The following is a 16,606-nucleotide window of genomic DNA, read 5'->3' as shown; positions in this document are numbered from 1 at the left end:
TCATAACTATTACAATTACTTTTAATTTGATATAAATTATAGTAGAATAGATATGGTGATTATTGTGAAAATTAAATTATATTTTGGGCAAGAAAATGCTATAAAGAAATCGGGTATAGGTCGTGCTTTTGTTCATCAAAAAAAAGCATTGTCTTTGAACAATATAGAATATACTGTTGATAAAGAAGATTTAGATTATGATATATTGCATATTAATACTATTTGGCCTGACAGTATTAAAATGATTAAACAGGCAAGGGATAATAATAAAAAAGTAATTTATCATGCGCATAGTACAGAAGAGGATTTTAGAAATTCATTTATGTTTTCGAATACTCTAGCAGGAATTTTTAAGAAATGGCTTGTGTATTTATACAAGGAAGCTGATGAAATTATTACACCTACTCCTTATTCTAAAAATCTTTTAGAAGCATACGGATTAAATACACCTATTCATGCTATTTCAAATGGTGTTGATTTGGATAAATTTAATCCAACACAAGAACAAATAGAATCATTTTGCAAGAAGTATCATATAGACGAAAATGATAAAGTTATTATTTCGGTTGGTTGGTTATTTGAAAGAAAAGGGTTTGATACTTTTGTGGAAGTAGCTTATTCGTTACCAGAATACAAATTCTTTTGGTTTGGAGATATTAAGTTATCTAATCCAACTGCTAAAATAAAGAAAATTTTAAAAAATTTGCCAGACAATGTTATCTTGCCTGGCTATGTTGCAGGTGATGTAATTAATGGAGCATACGGACGTTGTGATTTGTTTTTCTTTCCATCAAGAGAAGAAACAGAAGGAATAGTTGTTTTAGAAGCGTTAGCATGTAAAGCGCAAATGCTAGTACGTGATATTCCAGCGTTTGATCCATGGCTTATTGATCGTTTGAATTGCTATAAGGGAAAGACAAATGATGATTTTATTCAGCTTATTCAAATGATAATAAATAAACAGCTTCCTTCTACTATTGAAGAAGGTTATAAAGTGGCACAAGAACGTGAATTAATGAATATAGGTAAACAATTAAAAATGATTTATGAAGAAGTATTAAACCAATAGGAGGTTTATCTTATGGATAAAAAAAGCAAAAAGAAGTATTTTCTAAACATTTTAATTATTTTACTGGTTGGAGGTTTATCAATATATTTTTCAATAGGCAGTCAACTTCAGTCAACAATTCATTATTTAACACATGCTAATTATTTATGGATAGTTATTTGTATTATTGTTATGTTTATTTATTATTTAGTCAATGCATTGGGCTTGGTTGTCTTTGCCAGGGTGTATAAAAAAGATTATACGATAAAGCAAGGAATTACTAATTCTTTATCTGGTGTGTTTTTTAGTGGAATTACTCCTATGTCAACAGGTGGACAATTTTATCAGGTATATGTTTTTAATAAACAAGGTATCTCGGCAACTTTTTCTTCCAGTATTTTATTAATGTTGTTTATTGTATATCAAAGTGTATTGGTTGTTTATACTTCTATAATTATGCTTTTTAGATACACATATTATAGTTCTATTTATTCTAAGTTTTTTTCTTTGGCTATAATAGGCTTTTTAATTAATTTTGCTGTTATTAGTAGTTTGTTTTTAGGAGCAAAATCTAGAAGATTGCAAAATTTTGTTTGTAACAATATTTTAAAGTTACTTGCAAAAGTGCATATTGTTAGAAATTATGAAGACAAACGTATCAAAATAGAAAGGCAATTATCGTCTTTTAGAGATGAATTAACATTACTTCAAAAAAATCGAGAAGTATTAATTAAATCAATTTTATTAAATGTCTTGAGACTTACTTTACTTTATAGTATGCCTTTTTTAACAGCTAAAGCGATGGGAACAGCCTTAAATTGGTCGTATTTCTTTGATTTTATAGGAATAACATCTTTTATATATATGATTTCTGATTTTGTTCCTTTACCTGGAGCAAGTGGTGGAAGTGAGGGTACATTTTATTTTTTACTTCATGGCTTTTTAAAAGGTGGAACATCTGCAACTTTATTAGTTTGGAGATTTATAACATATTATATGGGTTTAATTGTGGGAGGTATTACTGTTATGATCAGTAAAGAAATTCACACTACTAAATCAAAAATAGCTACTAGTAATGATGAAGTTATTGTAGAAGAAATTGATGAAATCCAACTTCAAGATATAAAAAAATAGGAGGTATCTATGAAAATAGCGTTATTTTCTGACACATATATTCCTGATATTAATGGTGTAGCAACGTCAACAAATATTTTGCGCAATGAGTTAATTAAACTTGGACATGATGTTTTGGTTGTCACGAGTGAACTTCCAAGTGATAGTGATTATCATGATCGATTTGATGATCAAGTTTTAAGGGTTCCTGGATTGGAGATACAAGCTTTATATGGATATCGTGCTTGTAATATATATTCTTTTAAAGGGATGCGAGAAATTAAAAGATTTGCTCCTGAAGTCATTCATGTACAAACGGAGTTTGGAATTGGTATTTTTGGGAGAATTGCAGGAGAAACTTTAAATGTTCCTGTAGTATATACTTATCATACAATGTGGGAAGATTACTCTCATTATGTCAATCCAATAAATTCTGAGACAGTTGATACAGTATTAAAAAAAGTGATTACAAAAATCAGTCAACTATATAGTAATAAATGTCAGGAACTAATAGTTCCTTCTTTAAAAACTAAAGATGCTTTAGAACACTATGGAATTACACAAAATCACATTAATATTATTCCTACAGGATTAGAACTTGATCGTTTTGATCCCGCTAATAAAAATGAACAACTTATTTTAAAGTTAAAAAAGGAATATAATATTGAAAATCATTTTGTATTAACTTTCCTAGGTCGAATTGCTCAAGAGAAAAGTATAGATGTCATTATAAATGCATTAAAAGAAGTGGTTAAGGTAAATAAAAATATTAAATGCTTAATCGTTGGAGGAGGACCACAATTAGAAGAATTAAAAGAGTTGGTTCGTGATGATGATATTAGTCAATATATTATTTTTACAGGACCACAAAGTGGGCAGTTAGTTCCTGCACATTATCATATTTCTGATGTTTTTATATCGGCTTCTTTATCTGAAACACAAGGGTTAACTTATATTGAAGCAATGGCTAGTGGAATTCCAGTAATAGCAAGATATGATGATCAACTTAAAGATGTCGTAGAAAGTGGACACAATGGATACTTTTTTAAAGAGGAAAATGAGCTGCCTGAGCTTATTTTAAAAATGATGTCGATTGATTTATCGTCTATGAAAAAAACCGCCTTAGAGACAGCCAAAAAGTACAGTGGAGAGACTTTTGCTAAAAAAGTATTAGAAGTATATAAAAACGGGATAGTAAATAAACACTATAGTTATACTCTTAAATCTATTATTCCATTACGTCATCATAAAAATGAGCTTGTCTTTTCAATTGATGGAAGTAATATTTCATTAGAACTGGCTGATCAGATTATAGAACAATATGATTTAAAAGTAGGACAAGTTATTGATAGAGAATTGTTCGATTCTTTGAAAGATTTAGAACAGGTAAGTCGAGCATATAATAAAGCTTTAAAGTATCTTACCTTAAAAGACTATACATATTATCAAATGAAAACCAAGTTAATGAATAATGGAGATTTTGATGATACACAATTAGATGCTACATTAGAGTTATTAAAAGAAAAAAACTTAATTAATGATAAATTATTTGCGATGAACTATTTACAAAGATGTATGCGTATAGGAATTGGTTTAAATAAAGCTATATATAATTTACGTAGTTACCAAATTGATAATGTTCTTATCGACCAGTGTTTAGAAGAAATAGATACTGATGAGGAATATGAAGCTGCTATATCATTAATTGAAACTTACTATCATAGAAATAATAGTTTCTCTCACAAAAATGTAATAAAAAAGATAAGAGAAAAATTATTTTTAAAGGGGTTTACTAATGAGACAATTGAAAAGGCCATGAGTGATTATGATTTTGAATATGATAATCAAAAAGAAAAAGAGTTATTAAATAAAGATTTTCAGAAATTATTTAATAAATATTCTAAAAAATACTCAGGTTCACAGTTTAAAAACAAACTCGTTGATTCTTTGCTTAGAAAAGGATATAACTATGACGATATAAAAAAATTGATAGAAAAAGAGGAGTTTTAAAATGAATAAAATTTGTGATTTAAAACCAGGTAATGATTCTGTTGTAATTGAAGCATTAATTAATCATGTTGTGACTGGTAAGACAAATGGTGCAAATCGTTCGACTTATTTATCAATAGTACTACAAGATGACAGTGGGACGATTGATGCAAAATTATGGAATGCTACTGAGCTACAAGTTGAAACATTAACTGTGGGAACAATTGTTCAAGTAAAGGGTGATGTGATTAAATATAACGATGATCGACAAATGAAAATTATTAAAATTGTAGTTGCTTCAAATGATGAAAAAGATAAAATTAAATACTTAAAGCAGGCACCGGTAGATTCCAGTAAAATGATGCATGATATTAGAAATTATGTTGATCAAATTGATAATCTAAAATTGAATCAACTTGTTAAAGCTTTATTTGAAGAAAATTTTGAAAAGTTATCATATTATCCTGCTGCAAGCAAAAATCATCATGAATATGTTTCTGGATTGGCACATCATACATGGGGAATGTTAAGAGTGGCAGAATCATTTTGTCATTTATATCCTACTTTAAATAAAGATTTACTATATTCAGGTATTATTTTACATGATTTAGGAAAAATTGTTGAATTAAGTGGACCTGCTGTTCCAGAATATACATTACAAGGAAAATTACTGGGACATATTTCTATTAGTAATGCTATGATTAAAGAAAAAGCAGATCAAATGCATATAGAAGGTGAAGAAGTTACATTATTACAACATATGATCTTAGCTCATCATGGTAAAAATGAATTTGGATCACCGGTTTTACCACAAATAAAAGAGGCAGAGATATTATATTTAATAGACAATATTGATGCTAGAATGGCTATGTTGAATAAAGCGCTAGAAACTGTTGATAACGGGCAGTTTACAAAGAGAGTCTTCTCTCTAGAAAATAGAGCATTTTATAAACCAAAGATGTATAAATAAAAATATGTTCTCCATAAGAGAACATATTTTTATTTTATTTTATTAAGTAATTCATCTAAATCAACATCTTGACTGTGATCAATAAAATTGATTTTTAATTCATTTTTGTTATATCTTGGTAAAATATGAATATGAAAATGATGAACAGTTTGTCCTGCTACTTCGTTTGTATTTGTTAGCACATTTAAGCCATCTGCACCTAATTTCTCCATGATTTGTTTTGATAATTTTTTTACAATTTTAAATAAATGAGCTAAAGTTTCATCGTCCACCGTTAAAATATTATCATAATGTTTTTTAGGAATAACTAATGTATGACCATATGTTGCTTGAGATAAATCTAAAAAAGCAAGACAAATGTCATCTTCATAAACGACTTTACCAGGAATTTCTTTATTAATTATTTTGCAAAATATACAATTTTCCATAATAAAACCTCCTATATCATTTTAACATAAAGAAAGGATAAGGTCATACCTTATCCAAAATAATCTTTAGATTCTTTTTTTATTTCGTCTTTTAATTGAGTTTCATATACATCAAAATTATATTTTTTAAAATAATAAGCGTTGGCTTTAGTTGATAAATCAGATATATTTGTTAATGCTTCTTTAATTTCAGATTTTTTTTCTTTTTTATTGGTATTATATGTCCAAATTATTGCATATTTTGAATCAGATGTTTTAATTGCTTTTTTATAAATACCATCTTTAGTAAAACTATCTAATTTTTTTATAATATTTTTATCAATTGTACTGCTTTTTGTAGTGACTAAACCAGCATCACTTCCATTATTATCTGACATAATTTGATTAAAATTGTCTTCATTAGTGCAAGATTTAATCAATTTTAAGGCTTGGGATTCAGTATCAACAGTTATAATTTTAAGATATTTTACTTTATATTGTTTTACTAATTTATTGAAGTTTGCTTCAACATATTTTTCTTTTAATAATTGTTGCTTTGCATCGGGTTCAATCATTTCTTTGATATATTGCTCTTCAGTTCCAGTGTAACCGATAGATTTAATATAATCTGCTAATGATTGTTTAGAATATGATTCATATGATTCTTTTGTTTCATTGACTTTTTTATCAATTGCTTTTTGATCAGTAATTTCTTTATCACAAATATAATTTAATGCATCGTTAATAACTTGATTAGAACCATAATTCTCTAATAAATAATAGTAGATGTCATCTTTCGTAATCGTAATATCATTTGCTTTAATTGCAGTTGAATTACCATTAGATACGCTTGTGCTGTATTTAGAAGAAGAGCGAGTGGTAAAATAGATACCTGTTATACATAATATGATCACAATGACACATATAATGGCTGTTGCTTTTTTGTGCTTAGATAACTGAGATAATATATTTTTCATTATTTATTTTCTCCTCTTTCTTGTTGGCGTTGTTTAAGTGCTTCATTAACAACTGACTCAACATTTTTCTTAATCGACTTATCTTTATAAGTCACTTTATAAGAATTGAAGACAATATATTGTAAATAATCATCATAGGCAAGTAATGGTGAATCGATATCGGTATCCTTTAATTCTTTTTTTAATTTCTTTTCATCTGTACTTGTCACTTTTACAAAATAATAACCGTCAGATCCCGCAATAGCATCAGATATCTCACCTGCTTTTAATGATTGTGCTTTTTCAACAACATCATTTCCATAAGTATTTGTTAAACTTGAAGTATCTTTGCTATCAACAATGCCTACAGCACCTTTTTTTGATTTTGTTGAATCATCATCAGAGTAGCTTTGTGCAATAGCACCAAAACTTTTATCTGTATTATTTAATAATTCTTTAACTTCATTTAGTTTTTTTATTTCAGTATCTGTTGGATTACTTACATCAGACATAGATACTTTAATAATACTTACATAACGTGGAGAACATTGATTATAATAATCTTCAAAAACTGAGTCATAGTGTTTATTTACATAACTTAATAAATAATTAGCGTATTGGATTTGTTTAATCATTTTTTGTCGATAATCACTCATGTTTGTATAACCGGCGTTTTGTAAGACTTGTTTAAGTTGTGATTTGTATGAATCTGATCCATATTGATTCTTATAATAAGTTTTAACTTGTTGAACAATCGTATCAGCATCTGTTTTCATTTCATCATTGACAGGGAATTTTTTATCAATAATATTTTGTAAAACGGCATTATATGCAGCAGTTTTACCATTACTTGAATTTAGAATTGATTTATATAAATCATCAGCTAAAATATTTTTTTCTTTATTTCCTTTTTCTAAAGATGCAACAACATACTTACCGTCTTTTTTGACAGTATGCGATTGACTACATCCTGTTAAAAGGCAACTACTTATTAATAAAGCAGCTGTGTATTTTTTTAAATTCATACTTTTCCTCCTTAATATAACGGCTAAATTATACTATTAATCCTTGATAATTTCAATAAAATAGGCAAAAACACACAGTTAACGATACCATTAACATAATTTATAGTAGATAAGTATAAGGAGGATAAAAATGCAAGAATGTAAAGAAAATAAAACAAATATTTATGTCCTATTTATTTTACTTGTTATTATTATGATTTATTGCTTAAGATAGGAGGGGTCATAATGAAACATGAAGAATCATTCACTTTAATTTTAGTGTTATTTATTTTGCTTGTTATCATCTGTAACTTATTTTAAAAAAAGCACACTTTTATGAAAGTGTGCTTTTAATCGATAATGATTTGATGATGTTGCATATAAATACGATAGATTATTTTAATTGTTACTAAAAGCGGCATAGCTATAATCATACCCCATACTCCAAATATTGTAGATCCTGACAAGATTCCAAATAGTACCCACATAATTGACAAATCAATTTGTGAAGAATAGATTTTAGGTTGAATTACATAAGACATAATTGTTGATTGAATAAAAATTAAAATAAGTAAAAATGCTAGTTTTGTTGGCCCTAATACTAATGATGTAATGATTCCTAAAACATTGGCACATATAGGACCAACATAAGGAATGATTGAACTGATTGCTGAAAAAATACCAAGAAGCAACCAATTTTGATGTCCAATAATTAAATACATAATTGAAGTTGTAATTCCTTGAGCAACAGCCCCTATAGCAAAGGCTTTAACATAATTAATTAGAGAAATGTTTACTTCTGATATATATGTTGGTAGAGATGGTTCAAACTTTTTAGCTAATGATTTAATAGATTTTTTTATGTTATCATATGTAGAAGACATATAGATAGCCAAAATCAAATAAATCAAATAGTTAGTAATGTTAATCAATGCTTGATTTAAAAAATCAAAGGTCGTATTGATAAAAGTTGTTTCTTTAAGCATGTCTGATGCCATTGTTTCAATATAAACAATCATCGAAGATACATCATAATTAAAATTAACTTTGATAAAATGAGAAATATCTTTTAATCCACTTTCAAAAGATGGATACATTTCAAGCAAACTATTATAGATCATTGGTACTGCTAAAGAGATAAGTAAAACTATACAAGCTAAGCCGCCTACATAGACAAAACCAACAGCTAAACCTCTATTTTTAACATATTTTTGAATCCAATTGATGAGTGGATTCACTACAAATGCTATAACAAAGGCAATAAAAAATGGTTTAATTACAGCCCAGATGACGGATAGTGCATTTCCCCATACATCTTTAGTTGTGTCAAGTATCAACATGATAGCAAGCAAAATCAATAAATTAAGTAATGTTTGAGTAATTTGCTTAGAAGATATAGTATTAAATAATTTTTTTAAAAATTTCATTAAATCACCTCATTATATATATTAATATACCATATTTTGTCCATAATATAAATTGTTAAATCTAAGCAAAAGATTATTATCACATTCATTGTTTTTTAATAACCATTTTAGTAAAATAATCATGGTAGAAAGGGGTCTGGTTATGTCGACTTTAAAAATAGAAAATTTACATGTCAGTATTGAAGATCGTGAAATTGTAAAAGGAATAGATTTAGAAATAAATACTGGTGAAATACATGCATTGATGGGACCAAATGGTAATGGTAAATCTACTTTACTATCTACGATTATGGGGCATCCAAAATATAAAGTAACACAAGGTAAAATGACTCTAGATGGTCAAGATGTATTGTCTATGAGCGTTGATGAAAGAAGTAGAGCAGGAATCTTTTTAGGAATGCAATATCCTCAAGAAATTCCAGGTGTCATTACTTCTGATTTTTTACGTGCAGCAATGAATGCACACCAAGAAAAGCCTGTTTCATTATTTAAATTTATCAAGGAATTAGATAAAAATATCGAAGATTTAAAAATGAACGAAAATCTTGCACATCGTTATTTAAATGAAGGATTTTCTGGAGGCGAAAAAAAGCGTAATGAAATATTACAAATGAAATTATTGCAACCTAAATTTGCATTATTAGATGAGATTGATTCTGGTTTAGATGTAGATGCATTGAAAATTGTGGCTAAAGCCATTAATGATATGAAATCTGATACTTTTGGTTGTGTAATGGTTTCACACTACGAAAGATTATTTGAATTAGTGCCACCAACACATGTTCATGTATTGGTAGATGGTAAAATTGTTTTAAGTGGTGGTAGAGAATTGATTGATAAAATTGATCAAGAAGGTTATGAATGGGTCAAAGAATTAGGTTATGAAATTAATGAAGGAGAAAATAAGCAGCCAATTGTATTAGGAAGCTGTGGACATAAAGTAAAAGCTGAATAATGGAAAAACTAAAAGAAGTAAGAAATTATTTGGTCATTCATAATGGAAATATTCAAACTCAACAAATTCAAGACCATATTGAAATAAATGAAAACAATATTATTATTTATGATTCAACTCAGTTACAAATTATTTATACATCTAATGAATGCCAGTTATTTAATGTTTTCATTGATATCAAAAAAAATATTAATGTAGATTTGATTGAAATATATCAGTTACAAAATCAATCACAATATCAAAAAGAAATAAATATTGAACAAAATAGTCATGTAACACGTTATGTTGAAAATGATTGTCTTGATGGACAATACATTCTTCATGATCATGTTCAAGTTGGACAGGATGCATCAATTGATTGTGCTTATGTTGAATTATCAAATTATTCAACAAAATCAAAAATGAAATATGATTTAAATAAACCAGGAGCAAGAGCATTAGTTCGTTTAGCTTCCTTGGCTAGCAATGAAAAAAAGAAAGAATATCAAATATCTCTATGTCATCATGCACCAAATACATATGGCGATATGGATAATTATGGTGTTGTTAAATCACATTCAAGTTTAATTATTGATGGTATAGGAAAAATAGAAAAAGGTAACTATCAGTCTGATACGCATCAAACTAATAAAATTATTGTTTTTGATGATGGATGCATAGCTGAGGCTAATCCATATTTATATATAGATGAATATGATGTAAAAGCAAGTCATGGTGCGAGTGTAGGAAAAATTGATGAAGATCATTTATACTATCTTCAATCGAGAGGATTGACTAAGCAAGATGCGATGCATCTTGTTACATATGGATATTTTTTACCAGTTTTAAATTTTATTCATGTAGATTCTCTAAAAGATAGATTTAATGAAGTATTGAAAGAAAAGGTGGGTCTTTAATGATAGATGTAAAAAAAATAAGAGAAGACTTTCCAATGCTTAATGGTAAAACAATGCATGGAAAAACTCTCATTTATTTAGATAATGGAGCAACAACATTAAAACCACAAAAGGTGATAGATAGTGTTTGTGATTATTTAACAAATTATTCGGGAAATGCTCATCGTGGTGATTATGATTTGTCACACGAAGTGGATTCAAAATATGAGCATGTAAGAGATATTGTAGCAAATTTTATTAATTGTAAAAAAGAAGAAGTTGTTTATACTTATGGAAGTTCTGATAGCTTAAATTTAGTTGCTTTTGGTTATGGAATGACACATCTTCATGAAGGAGACGAAGTATTACTTACATTGGCAGAGCATGCTAGTAATACTTTGCCTTGGTTTGAAGTGGCTAAAGAAACAGGGTGTATTATTAAATATATTGATTTAGAAGACCAAGGTAAAGTTACTTTAGATAATGTAAAAAAAGCTATTACAGATCAAACTAAAATCATATCAATTGCCCAAATTACTAATGTATTAGGACAAATTGCACCAATAAAAGAAATATGTGAGTATGCTCACCAAAAAGGAATTATTGTTGTTGTTGATGGGGCACAAAGTGTGCCACATATGCCAATTGATGTCCAAAATTTAGATCTTGATTTTTTAGCTTTTTCTGCTCATAAATTATGTGGCCCAACAGGTGTAGGAGTTTTATATGGTAAATATGAATTACTTGAGGAAATGAGACCTACACGCTTTGGTGGTGATAGTAATGCTCGTTATAAAAGCAATGGGATTGTCAAATTAAAAAATGCACCAACTAAGTTTGAAACCGGTACCGCCAATATAGAAGGTGTTATCGGTATGGGCGCTGCTATAGAGTATATTCAATCAATTGGAATGCAAAATATTCATGAATATGAACAGGAATTGAGAAGATATGCTATTAATAAAATGAAAGAATTAGATAACATTGAATTATATAATCCGGATGCTTCAGGTCCTATTGCTTTTAATATTAAGGGTGTATTTAGTCAAGATGCTGCGAGTCTATTTAATACTTACGGTATTGCTGTAAGGGCAGGTCAACACTGTGCTAAAATTTTAGGAGAGTATTTAAATGTAAGTCAAACATTGAGAGTATCATTTTATTTTTATAATACTTATCAAGAAATTGATGCTTTTATAGATGTATGTAAGAGAGGAGATGACTTTTTAGATGCCTTCTTTGGATAATATGATGTTAAGACAAATTATTATGGATCATTATGAAAATCCACGAAATCATGAGTTAGTCAATGACAATGAATATCAAACAATTAATATGGATAGTGAAACATGTATTGACAATATAGATGTTCAGGCAAAAATAAAAAATGGTAAAATAGAAGATATTCGCTTTGATGGAGAAGCATGTGCTATTTGTACAGCGAGTACATCTATTATGACAGAATTATTGATTGGAAAAACAATCGATGAAGCTAGAGAAATCATTAAAAATTATAATAATATGATTTATGAAAAAGATTATGATCCTGATGTTTTAGAGGAAGCTATAGCATTTATGAATACTCATAAACAAGCAAATAGAATTAAATGTGCTACTTTAGGATGGATGGGTATTACAAAATTAATTGATGAAAGTGAAAAGAAATAAGGAGGGAAAATATGTCAGAAATTGAAACAAACATTCCCAATCAAGATGTATCTGTATTTAAGACACCTAAAGGGTTGAATGCGGATATTGTTAGAGAAATATCCAAAATTAAGGGTGAACCTGAATGGATGTTAGAATATCGATTAAAGGCTTTAGATTGTTTCTTGAACAAACCAATGCCTACATGGGGTGTTGATTTAAGTCGTATAGATTTTGATGAATATACTTATTATATTAGACCATCAGATAAGCAAACTAATCAGTGGGAAGAAGTTCCGGAAACAATTAAAAATACGTTTAATAAGTTAGGAATTCCAGAAGCTGAACAAAAATATTTATCAGGTGTAACAACTCAATATGAATCAGAAGTTGTTTACCATAATATGTTAAAAGAAGTACAAGAAAAAGGGGTTATCTTTTTAGATATTGATAGTGGATTAAGAGAATATCCTGAAATATTTAAAAAATATTTTGATACTGTTATTCCTTATTCAGATAACAAATTTTCTGCTTTAAATGGGGCTGTTTGGTCAGGAGGTTCTTTCATTTATGTACCACCAGGTGTTAAATTAGAGAAGCCACTACAATCTTATTTTAGAATTAATTCTGAACAAATGGGACAATTTGAAAGAACACTGATTATAGTCGATAAAGGATCGGATATTCATTACGTTGAAGGATGTACTGCACCAAATTATTCAAAGGACTCATTACATACTGGTGTTGTTGAAATTGTTGTTTTAGAAGGTGCGAAATGCCGCTATACTACAATTCAAAACTGGAGCACTAATATTTTAAATCTCGTTACACAACGTGCTAAAGTATTTAAAAATGGGCAAATGGAATGGGTTGATGGAAACATAGGTTCAGCAGTGACAATGAAATATCCTACTTGTATGTTAATGGAAGAAGGGGCTAAGGGTTCATGTATTACAATTGCTGTTGCTGGCGAAAATCAAATCATGGATTCAGGAGCAAAAATGATTCACTTGGCACCAAATACATCAAGTACCATTGTTTCTAAATCTATTTCTAAAAATGGCGGTAAAACTAACTATAGAGGTTTAGTACAACATATGCCTAAAGCAGTAGGAGCAAAAAGCAAAGTAGAATGCGACACACTCATTCTTGATCAAATTTCAACAAGTGATACGGTTCCTACTAACTGTGCTAGAAATAATGATTCTTTAATTGAACATGAAGCAACAGTTTCTAAGATTTCAGATGAACAATTATTTTATTTGATGTCTAGAGGTCTTACAAAACAAGAGGCAACAGAAATGATTGTTATGGGATTTATTGAACCATTCTCTAGAGAATTACCAATGGAGTATGCTGTTGAATTAAACCAATTGATTAAAATGGATTTTGGAGAAAAAGGAATTGGATAAAAAAACATTAAGAAAAGAGATGATACAAAAAAGATTATCTCTTTCACAAGAACAATTTTCATTTAAATCATCTATTATTCATCAAAAGATAAATCAATTAGATATATTCAAAAATGCTCAGTCTATTGGCATATATTTATCTTATAAAAATGAAGTTGATACATTTAAATTGATAAATCAGATTGTATCATCGAAAGATATTTATGTGCCGCGTATTCAAGGTAAAATGATGGATTTTGTTGCTTTTCAGTCTTATAAAGATTTAAAAGAAAATCGTTATGGCATATTAGAACCAACAGGTAACCAAATAAATAATAATCCTGACTTATTGATTGTTCCGCTTGTTGCATATGATTTAAATAACAATCGTTTAGGTTACGGTGGGGGTTTTTATGATCGCTTTTTAAAGAATTATCAAGGAACAACAATAGGTATTGCTTTTGATTTTCAACAAGTAAAACATCTAGAAGTTGAAAGTCATGATTTACCCTTAGATATGATTATTAATGATAAGAAGTAAACTATGATATAGTCTACTTCTTTTTTTTTAACATATATTTATAGAGGTGATGACATGAATAAAAAAATATATCTTATTCCTGTTATCGTTTTGTCATTAATAATATTTCAATTATTTTCGTTTCAGGTACAACCCATAATAAAAAAACAAGCTGAAAAAGAAATAAAACAATACTTACAGCTAATAATAAATCATGTTTCCTTTTTGAATAAAACAGATTATAAAAAAGTAGTTAATATAAAATATAAAGAAGGAAAAATCGTATCAATGGGATTTAATATGGTCTATATAAATAATATAACAGGAAAATATGTCAATAGAATAGAAACAACAATGCAGGCAATAGAGGATGGAAAGTATAAATCAATTCAAAATACTATTTATAATCAAAGATTAAAAAAGTTTGCTAAAGAAGGGATTGTTATAAAGATACCTATTGGGATGTTTTTCAATAATATATTTTTAGTGGATGTTGGTCCAAAAATTAAAATAAGATATCAAGGATTATCCATTGTTTCTTCTAATATTAATAAAAGTTTAAAAAATTATGGAATTAATCATATTGCTATATCGATAGACTTACAAATGAAAATAAAACTTATGATTATTGCGCCATTTTATAGGCAATCTTATCAAGAGGATTTTGTTGTCCCATTCGTGTTTGAGATTATTGAGGGGGAAGTACCATCGTGGTATCATCAGTAAATATATTGCAAGCATATTATCATATTCCGTTAAAAGATAAAATGTTTTTTACTTACAAAGGGGAAAATTATTATTTATCAAATAATATTTATATTTGCAAAAACTATAATTTATATTTAATGATTACAAAACAGCCAGAGTTTAGAATTGTTGAAAATATTTATCATCAATATGTATCTCAAGATCATATTCTTTATAAATATATAGAGAACTATGTAAGTTTAGATATGTATTATTATAGTTCTTTTAAGATTGTTAAATCAGTAAGCGTATCTGGAATAAAACAAAGTTGGATTAAATTGCTAGAAGATGTAAAAAACTGCTTTTCAAGCATAAATAAACAACATACAAATATGACCGTATATCATTATTATTACTATTATTTAGGTTTTTTAGCCATAGAAATGCTTAATTACTACTTTGATTGTCATGAATATATTGATGTTGGTTTTCAACATAATATATGTTCATTTGATTCTAAAACATACATGAATCCTGACAATCTTAAATTAACAGCGATAGGAGAGGATTTGATAACATTATATTTAAATAATCTAATTTCATTAAAAGAATTAGATTCATATTTTCAAAAAAATATATTGGTTTCAAAGCAATATGCAATACTTTTATGTAAAGCTTTTTTTCCGATAAATTATTATCGTCAAATATTAATGAACAGCTGGGATCAACAACATCTTTATCAATATTTGACTTGTCAATTACAACACCAAATAGAATTGTACCATTATATAAAAAAATATATTGATGTACCATCAATATATTGGATATAAAAAACTTACCTTAAGGTAAGTTGAATACGTGATGCTAGTTACGTTTACATCATTGTTTTTTAAAGACAATGTTCATATTGAACTCCATCTGTAAATAAATATAAAATGATATATTTTTTAAAGCGCTACAAATTTGATAGTGACTTTTTATTCAATTGAAGTGTTAGAGTTATCGGTTTGATCTTCGCTGTTGTTATCATTGTTGTCATTATTATTAATGTTATTATCATTAGAATTTGTTGATTCATCATCTTGACTTTGTTGATTATTAGATTCTTCTAATTCTTGATTAGATGAAGAACTATTAGAAGACGAGTTATCTTGATAATTTTCTTTTTTGTTGTCTGATTTTTCTATTTGTTTTTTCAAGTGATTAATTTGGTTTTGTTGTTGTTGATTTTGGTGGTAGACATAATAACCACCTCCTGCACCAGCAAGAATGACCACAATAATCATAATAAATACAAGAATAGTGGATAATTTGCTTTTTTTATTCTTTCTCTTTACTTTTGTTTTTCTTTTCTTTTTTGTTTTCCTAACAATTTTTCTCTTTGTTTTTTGCTTTTTTTGATTAGGATATTCAGTATCGTTATCTGCATCAATATAATCATTATTTTCGATATCTTCATCGTAATCATTAAATTCAAATCTTTGAGCCATTTTATCACCTCAACAATATTTTATATATAATTATGAATTAAATATTAACAAATAAAAAAACTTACTATAAGTAAGTTTAATTTTAAATGGAGCGGGTGATGGGAATCGAACCCACGTAGTCAGCTTG

Annotated in this window: 18 protein-coding genes; 13 read left to right on the top strand and 5 right to left on the bottom strand. The window is 27.9% G+C overall.

Going from position 1 to position 16,606, the window contains the following annotated elements:
* The first annotated feature begins 64 nt into the window (after nucleotides 1-64).
* The 4 genes from DWZ53_RS10420 to DWZ53_RS10405 are packed head-to-tail and all read left to right on the top strand — an operon-like array spanning nucleotide 65 to nucleotide 5,120.
* Nucleotides 65-1,069 carry a glycosyltransferase family 4 protein gene (locus DWZ53_RS10420; protein WP_118434108.1) on the top strand — a complete coding sequence of 335 codons (1,005 nt, stop codon included), beginning with the start codon at nucleotides 65-67 and terminating at the stop codon, nucleotides 1,067-1,069.
* A gap of 12 nt (nucleotides 1,070-1,081) precedes the next feature.
* Nucleotides 1,082-2,182, top strand: coding sequence for a lysylphosphatidylglycerol synthase transmembrane domain-containing protein (locus tag DWZ53_RS10415; protein ID WP_118434106.1), 1,101 nt, complete (start codon nucleotides 1,082-1,084; stop codon nucleotides 2,180-2,182).
* A gap of 9 nt (nucleotides 2,183-2,191) precedes the next feature.
* Complete coding sequence (locus DWZ53_RS10410) at nucleotides 2,192-4,171, top strand: RecX family transcriptional regulator (RefSeq protein ID WP_118434105.1); 1,980 nt, start codon at nucleotides 2,192-2,194, stop codon at nucleotides 4,169-4,171.
* A 1-nt stretch (nucleotide 4,172) separates the two neighbouring features.
* Complete coding sequence (locus DWZ53_RS10405) at nucleotides 4,173-5,120, top strand: 3'-5' exoribonuclease YhaM family protein (RefSeq protein ID WP_118434104.1); 948 nt, start codon at nucleotides 4,173-4,175, stop codon at nucleotides 5,118-5,120.
* A 29-nt stretch (nucleotides 5,121-5,149) separates the two neighbouring features.
* Here the strand turns inward: DWZ53_RS10405 and DWZ53_RS10400 are convergent, their stop codons facing one another.
* Genes DWZ53_RS10400 through DWZ53_RS10390 form a run of 3 tightly spaced genes read right to left on the bottom strand, consistent with a single transcriptional unit; the run spans nucleotide 5,150 to nucleotide 7,508 of the window.
* On the bottom strand, nucleotides 5,150-5,548 hold the full coding sequence (locus DWZ53_RS10400; RefSeq protein WP_118434103.1) for an HIT family protein: 399 nt from the start codon (nucleotides 5,546-5,548) through the stop codon (nucleotides 5,150-5,152).
* A 50-nt stretch (nucleotides 5,549-5,598) separates the two neighbouring features.
* Complete coding sequence (locus tag DWZ53_RS10395) at nucleotides 5,599-6,504, bottom strand: hypothetical protein (protein ID WP_233541887.1); 906 nt, start codon at nucleotides 6,502-6,504, stop codon at nucleotides 5,599-5,601.
* Nucleotides 6,504-7,508, bottom strand: coding sequence for a peptidylprolyl isomerase (locus DWZ53_RS10390; RefSeq protein ID WP_118434102.1), 1,005 nt, complete (start codon nucleotides 7,506-7,508; stop codon nucleotides 6,504-6,506). Before DWZ53_RS10390 ends, DWZ53_RS10395 begins: the two co-directional genes overlap by 1 nt.
* A gap of 225 nt (nucleotides 7,509-7,733) precedes the next feature.
* Here DWZ53_RS10390 and DWZ53_RS11550 point away from each other — a divergent pair, with 225 nt between their 5' ends.
* Nucleotides 7,734-7,808 carry a YjcZ family sporulation protein gene (locus DWZ53_RS11550; RefSeq protein ID WP_369831774.1) on the top strand — a complete coding sequence of 25 codons (75 nt, stop codon included), beginning with the start codon at nucleotides 7,734-7,736 and terminating at the stop codon, nucleotides 7,806-7,808.
* Nucleotides 7,809-7,837: 29 nt separating this feature from the next.
* On the opposite strand, the gene DWZ53_RS10380 is transcribed toward DWZ53_RS11550, so the two are convergent.
* Nucleotides 7,838-8,914 carry an AI-2E family transporter gene (locus DWZ53_RS10380; RefSeq protein WP_118434100.1) on the bottom strand — a complete coding sequence of 359 codons (1,077 nt, stop codon included), beginning with the start codon at nucleotides 8,912-8,914 and terminating at the stop codon, nucleotides 7,838-7,840.
* Nucleotides 8,915-9,056: 142 nt separating this feature from the next.
* Between DWZ53_RS10380 and sufC the strand changes: the two genes are divergently transcribed.
* Genes sufC through DWZ53_RS10340 form a run of 8 tightly spaced genes read left to right on the top strand, consistent with a single transcriptional unit; the run spans nucleotide 9,057 to nucleotide 15,819 of the window.
* Complete coding sequence (gene sufC, locus DWZ53_RS10375; protein WP_118434099.1) at nucleotides 9,057-9,869, top strand: Fe-S cluster assembly ATPase SufC; 813 nt, start codon at nucleotides 9,057-9,059, stop codon at nucleotides 9,867-9,869.
* Nucleotides 9,869-10,765 carry a SufD family Fe-S cluster assembly protein gene (locus DWZ53_RS10370; protein WP_118434098.1) on the top strand — a complete coding sequence of 299 codons (897 nt, stop codon included), beginning with the start codon at nucleotides 9,869-9,871 and terminating at the stop codon, nucleotides 10,763-10,765. Before sufC ends, DWZ53_RS10370 begins: the two co-directional genes overlap by 1 nt.
* Entirely contained in the window at nucleotides 10,765-11,991 is a 1,227-nt protein-coding gene (locus tag DWZ53_RS10365) for an aminotransferase class V-fold PLP-dependent enzyme (RefSeq protein WP_118434097.1), read from the top strand. Before DWZ53_RS10370 ends, DWZ53_RS10365 begins: the two co-directional genes overlap by 1 nt.
* Nucleotides 11,975-12,412: a Fe-S cluster assembly sulfur transfer protein SufU gene (gene sufU, locus DWZ53_RS10360; RefSeq protein ID WP_118434096.1), complete on the top strand. Its 438-nt coding sequence runs from the start codon at nucleotides 11,975-11,977 to the stop codon at nucleotides 12,410-12,412. Before DWZ53_RS10365 ends, sufU begins: the two co-directional genes overlap by 17 nt.
* Before the next feature lie 11 nt (nucleotides 12,413-12,423).
* The gene (gene sufB / locus DWZ53_RS10355; RefSeq protein ID WP_118434095.1) at nucleotides 12,424-13,803 is read left to right on the top strand and encodes a Fe-S cluster assembly protein SufB; all 1,380 of its coding nucleotides are present in this window, start codon (nucleotides 12,424-12,426) and stop codon (nucleotides 13,801-13,803) included.
* Nucleotides 13,796-14,323, top strand: coding sequence for a 5-formyltetrahydrofolate cyclo-ligase (locus tag DWZ53_RS10350; protein WP_118434094.1), 528 nt, complete (start codon nucleotides 13,796-13,798; stop codon nucleotides 14,321-14,323). Before sufB ends, DWZ53_RS10350 begins: the two co-directional genes overlap by 8 nt.
* A 54-nt stretch (nucleotides 14,324-14,377) precedes the next feature.
* Nucleotides 14,378-15,028, top strand: a complete 651-nt coding sequence (locus DWZ53_RS10345; protein WP_118434093.1) for a sporulation protein YunB — start codon at nucleotides 14,378-14,380, stop codon at nucleotides 15,026-15,028.
* Nucleotides 15,013-15,819, top strand: a complete 807-nt coding sequence (locus DWZ53_RS10340) for a hypothetical protein (protein WP_118434092.1) — start codon at nucleotides 15,013-15,015, stop codon at nucleotides 15,817-15,819. The genes DWZ53_RS10345 and DWZ53_RS10340 overlap by 16 nt, the downstream gene beginning before the upstream one ends.
* Before the next feature lie 147 nt (nucleotides 15,820-15,966).
* Here the strand turns inward: DWZ53_RS10340 and DWZ53_RS10335 are convergent, their stop codons facing one another.
* Nucleotides 15,967-16,479, bottom strand: coding sequence for a uroporphyrinogen-III C-methyltransferase (locus DWZ53_RS10335; protein WP_118434091.1), 513 nt, complete (start codon nucleotides 16,477-16,479; stop codon nucleotides 15,967-15,969).
* Nucleotides 16,480-16,606: the final 127 nt, after the last annotated feature.

This window comes from Coprobacillus sp. AF33-1AC (genome assembly GCF_003475785.1).
Taxonomy (GTDB): Bacteria; Bacillota_I; Bacilli_A; order Erysipelotrichales; family Coprobacillaceae; genus Faecalibacillus.
This window is presented reverse-complemented; position numbering and strand designations above follow the sequence as displayed.

What these genes read in the sequence shown, in the direction of transcription:
- DWZ53_RS10415 (WP_118434106.1), top strand. Translation starts at nt 1,082, where the DNA reads ATGGATAAAAAAAGCAAAAAGAAGTATTTTCTAAACATTTTAATTATT.
- DWZ53_RS10410 (WP_118434105.1), top strand. Translation starts at nt 2,192, where the DNA reads ATGAAAATAGCGTTATTTTCTGACACATATATTCCTGATATTAATGGT.
- DWZ53_RS10405 (WP_118434104.1), top strand. Translation starts at nt 4,173, where the DNA reads ATGAATAAAATTTGTGATTTAAAACCAGGTAATGATTCTGTTGTAATT.
- DWZ53_RS10400 (WP_118434103.1), bottom strand. Translation starts at nt 5,548, where the DNA reads ATGGAAAATTGTATATTTTGCAAAATAATTAATAAAGAAATTCCTGGT.
- DWZ53_RS10395 (WP_233541887.1), bottom strand. Translation starts at nt 6,504, where the DNA reads ATGAAAAATATATTATCTCAGTTATCTAAGCACAAAAAAGCAACAGCC.
- DWZ53_RS10390 (WP_118434102.1), bottom strand. Translation starts at nt 7,508, where the DNA reads ATGAATTTAAAAAAATACACAGCTGCTTTATTAATAAGTAGTTGCCTT.
- DWZ53_RS10380 (WP_118434100.1), bottom strand. Translation starts at nt 8,914, where the DNA reads ATGAAATTTTTAAAAAAATTATTTAATACTATATCTTCTAAGCAAATT.
- sufC (WP_118434099.1), top strand. Translation starts at nt 9,057, where the DNA reads ATGTCGACTTTAAAAATAGAAAATTTACATGTCAGTATTGAAGATCGT.
- DWZ53_RS10370 (WP_118434098.1), top strand. Translation starts at nt 9,869, where the DNA reads ATGGAAAAACTAAAAGAAGTAAGAAATTATTTGGTCATTCATAATGGA.
- DWZ53_RS10365 (WP_118434097.1), top strand. Translation starts at nt 10,765, where the DNA reads ATGATAGATGTAAAAAAAATAAGAGAAGACTTTCCAATGCTTAATGGT.
- sufU (WP_118434096.1), top strand. Translation starts at nt 11,975, where the DNA reads ATGCCTTCTTTGGATAATATGATGTTAAGACAAATTATTATGGATCAT.
- sufB (WP_118434095.1), top strand. Translation starts at nt 12,424, where the DNA reads ATGTCAGAAATTGAAACAAACATTCCCAATCAAGATGTATCTGTATTT.
- DWZ53_RS10345 (WP_118434093.1), top strand. Translation starts at nt 14,378, where the DNA reads ATGAATAAAAAAATATATCTTATTCCTGTTATCGTTTTGTCATTAATA.
- DWZ53_RS10335 (WP_118434091.1), bottom strand. Translation starts at nt 16,479, where the DNA reads ATGGCTCAAAGATTTGAATTTAATGATTACGATGAAGATATCGAAAAT.